The following is a 3,891-nucleotide window of genomic DNA, read 5'->3' as shown; positions in this document are numbered from 1 at the left end:
GTGAGAGGTTTCGCCCTGTCCGAACGGAGCACGGCCAGCCCTCGTCCTGAGGACGCAAACATACAGGACGGCTGGCACCCTTCGAACGATCACTTCTGCCAAGCCACGAGAGGCCGAAAAGCGGACGCTACTGACGTCTGAGATGGGTGGATGTCGGACAACAATCAGCGCCGTTCAAACATGTACGACTTTCGGCACAGCTGATCCCCGCAGATGGTTATCGCTCGGCCATCCTCTTTGACCAAAAGCATTTGGTCCGAGGCCGGTCGAGCTTGGACATGACCACCATCTACTTGCAGAGTTTCGGAGGGAAAGACGGTCAGTCCGAACTTCATGTTCTCCAGCTTGAAGGGGGTCTGTGAATTATCCGAATATATAACCCCGTCTCGGATCGTGATGTCATTGCAGCACGGATTGGCATAGGTGCCGTTGATCGAAGCGGCGTCCGGTGCATGAGACCGAACATACCAAAACCAACCCGCGACTACGGCGAGAAAGATCGCCAGAACAGCGCGATTGAAAACAGACTTGGGCATCGTTTTATATTGCCAGTCCAGCCAACGCCCGCAATGGGTGGGCCGATGAAAGTCGTCTGCTAGACTAGCCGCAGAGCAGACCTTGCGAAGGTCCGAGAAGGGTCGGGAGCGGAAATTGACCCTCTGCCCGTAGCCAGACATTCGAAGATCACCCCGGAAGCGGACATCGCCTGTGTCTGACAAGGGTGGAAAGCCGACGTTGCCAAAGCTAGCGTTTGGCAATGAGCGCACGCACAGTTGTCAGCAATGTCGCAGCCCTGTCCCAGTTCACCGCTGCCGACGGAGGGATGATTGCGTCTGTGATCAGGAGTGGCGGAGGTTACCGCTTTGTCGAAGAGCGAGAGCTCTGGGAGCCACCCTCTAACGGGTTGAGCGGTTACAAGTACTGGGCCGAGACGCAGCAGTCAGGGATCTACGTTTCTCGGGATGAGGCGCTGCTTGCTGCAAGGGCCGCGATAGGTTGGCTGGCCGGTAGAGGCGCAGAAGCGGGTGTTCCGTAGGTCGCATATGGGTCGGGAGCGGAAACGAGCGCACCGCCCGAAACCAGACCTTCGACAACCGTCCTGGAAGCAGACCTCGCCAACGCCAGACAAGGGTGGATGTCGGACCTCGGAGATGCTTGTCTCACGAGATGGCTTTTCGCTTTTCAGTCCAATGTTCAGCCTTCCTCGCGCTTGGGCTCGCTGCAACCCCAGCATCTCCGGTACGCGCCTTGGGTATCCAGCCACTGAGCGCCAGTTGCTCGACGACCTCCGTTACTTTCGTCGGCTTCAGTGAGGGCCCTGCAGAAATCCGACAAGGTGACAAAGTGTTGTGGCGTGGGCGTTTAGCCGCCTATGCCCCCTCAACCGATCTCTCGGGGCACACTCAGATATGTGTCGACGCCAGCCAGGACATCCTCGTGCATGTTGAGGAAAAGACCTATCGCGCGTCTATTCGCGGCTTTGGCCCGCCTTCTTACGTCCTAGTTGACTCCCGCGTTTCAGAGCCCGCCGTCCAGGACCATCAGTTTCTCTTGGATTGAGCGTCCTAGAAGGGTCGAAAGCGGAAATGAGCCCGTCGCCCGAAGCCGGACCTTCGCGGCACTCCGCCGCCTGATCAGCCGAATGCGCCGGCTGACGGCAGGCCGGCGCTCGCGCCTCATCGCAGACACCACGTGGTCAAAATGCTGCAAAAATCAGGGTCTCCCGGCCAGCGGTGAAACCTCTCACCCTCCCATCCCGGCCTTCGCCGGGACGGGCCCCTCCCTCTCTCAAAGAGAGAGGGACTTGGTCGGGGCGTCCCCTCACCAGCTGTCCACCCGCACCGCCCAGGGCCGTGCCATACCCGCCGCCGCGTCCAGCCCGCCGACCACCCAGCGCCGGGTGTCGGCCGGGTCGATGACGGCGTCGATTTCGAGGGCGGCGGCCATGCTGGTGGCCTTGCCGGCCGCATAGAGCCGCGCGACCAGCTGGTCATAGAGGGCCTTCTGCTCGGCCGGATCGGTCAGGGCCTCCAGTTCCTTGCGGTAGCCCAGCTTGACCGCGCCCTCCAGGCCCATGCCGCCGAACTCGCCCGTGGGCCAGGCGGCGATGAAGGCGGGGCTGTGGAAACTGCCGCCGGCCATGGCCTGGGCCCCGAGGCCATAGCCCTTGCGGGTGACGACGGTGAACAGGGGCGAGCGCAGCTTGGCACCGGCGATGAACTGGCGGCTGACCCGGCGCACGGCGGCGGCGTCCTCGCTGTCGGGTCCCACCATAAAGCCGGGCGTGTCGCAGAGGCTGAGCACCGGCAGGGCGAAGGCGTCGCACAGCTGCAGAAAGCGCGCGGCCTTCTCGGCCCCGTCGCAGTCGATGGCCCCGCCCAGATGGCGCGGATCATTGGCGATCAGGCCCATGGGCCGGCCCTCGATGCGGATCAGGCCGGTGACCATGCCGGCCGCAAAGCCGCCGCGCAGTTCCAGGAACGAGGCCTCGTCGACCAGCCCGGCGATCAGGGCGCGCACGTCATAGACCCGCAGGCGGTTCTCGGGGATGGCACTGCGCAGCCGGCGCTGGTCGGGTGCGGTCCAGGTCGCCAGCGCGCCCTGGAAATAGGACAGGGCCTGTTTGGCCAGGCGCGTGGCGTGGGCCTCGTCCTCGGCCAGGATGTCGATGACGCCATTGGCCCACTGATGGGCCGAGGGCCCGATCTGCTCGGGTTTGAACACCCCCAGCCCGCCGCCCTCGATCATGGCCGGTCCGCCCATGCCGAGATTGGAGTCCCGGGTGGCGATGATGATCTCCGACAGCCCGGCGATGGCGGCATTGCCGGCGAAACAGCGGCCGGCGACGATGGCGATCTTGGGCACGAGGCCGGACAGCTGGGCGAAGCTGCGGAAGGTCGGGACGTCCAGACCCGCCACGCTGGTGGTGTCGGTATCGCCCGGCCGGCCGCCGCCGCCCTCGGCGAACCAGACCACCGGCAGCTTCTGGTCGGCGATGATCGCCATCAGCCGGTCGGTCTTGCGGTGGTTCATCGCGCCCTGCGTGCCGGCCAGCACGGTGAAGTCATAGGACAGGGCCGCCGTTCGGGCCCTGTCGGGCGCAAAGAGGCCGCCATTGACCGTGCCGATGCCGGTGATCAGGCCGTCGGCCGGGGTATTGGCGATCAGGTCCTCGGTGGTGCGCCGACGCTTCTGGGCGGCAATGGCCAGGGCCCCGTATTCGAGGAAGCTGCCGGGGTCGACCAGATTGTCGATATTCTCGCGCGCCGTGCGATGGCCGGTCTTGCGACGGCGGGCGACGGCGTCGGGGCGCGCCTCATCAAGGGTGAAGCGGTGGCGGGCGATGACCTCGGCCAGATCCGGGCGGATGGCGTCGAGGTCCTCGACGGCGGCGTCCTGCGCCTCCGCGGCCTCGACTTCGACGGGCTCCAGGAAGATCAGCGGCTGACCCTCGGCCACGGTCTGGCCCGGGGTGGCAGCGCGTTTCAGCACCCGGCCGCCGGCGGTGGCGACGACCAGATGCTCCATCTTCATGGCCTCCAGCACGGCCAGGGCCTGGCCCGGCCGGACGAGCTCGCCCTCGGCCACGCTGATCGCGCCCACCGTGGCGGCCAGGGGCGCGGCCACGGCGACGGCGCCGTCGAGCGTTTCGAAGGCGGTCCCGGCCTGGACGACGACGGGCGACAGGGCCTCGGCCCGGGCCGACAGGGTGGCGGCGTGATCCTCGATGAAGCGGGTGGTGGCAGCGCCGGTCGCCGCCTCGGGCGTCTCGAGGATCGCCCGCACCAGCGGGGCGGTGGTCGCCACCCCGGTGATCGCGAATTCGCCGAGCGCCCGGTCCAGCCGGGCGACGGCCTCGCGGGCGCTGCGGCCGCGGGCGATCACCTTGGC

General features: G+C 66.2%; 1 protein-coding gene. It reads right to left on the bottom strand.

Annotated features, from left to right (window positions below):
- Window positions 1-1,821: 1,821 nt before the first annotated feature.
- On the bottom strand, window positions 1,822-3,891 hold a 2,070-nt coding region (locus DBR10_RS20230; protein ID WP_272482611.1), incomplete at its 5' end, for a carboxyl transferase domain-containing protein.

The organism is Caulobacter sp. HMWF025 (assembly GCF_003060965.1).
Lineage (GTDB): Bacteria > Pseudomonadota > Alphaproteobacteria > Caulobacterales > Caulobacteraceae > Caulobacter.
The sequence above is the reverse complement of the archived record's forward strand: the minus strand, read 5'-3'. Positions and strand labels throughout refer to the sequence as shown.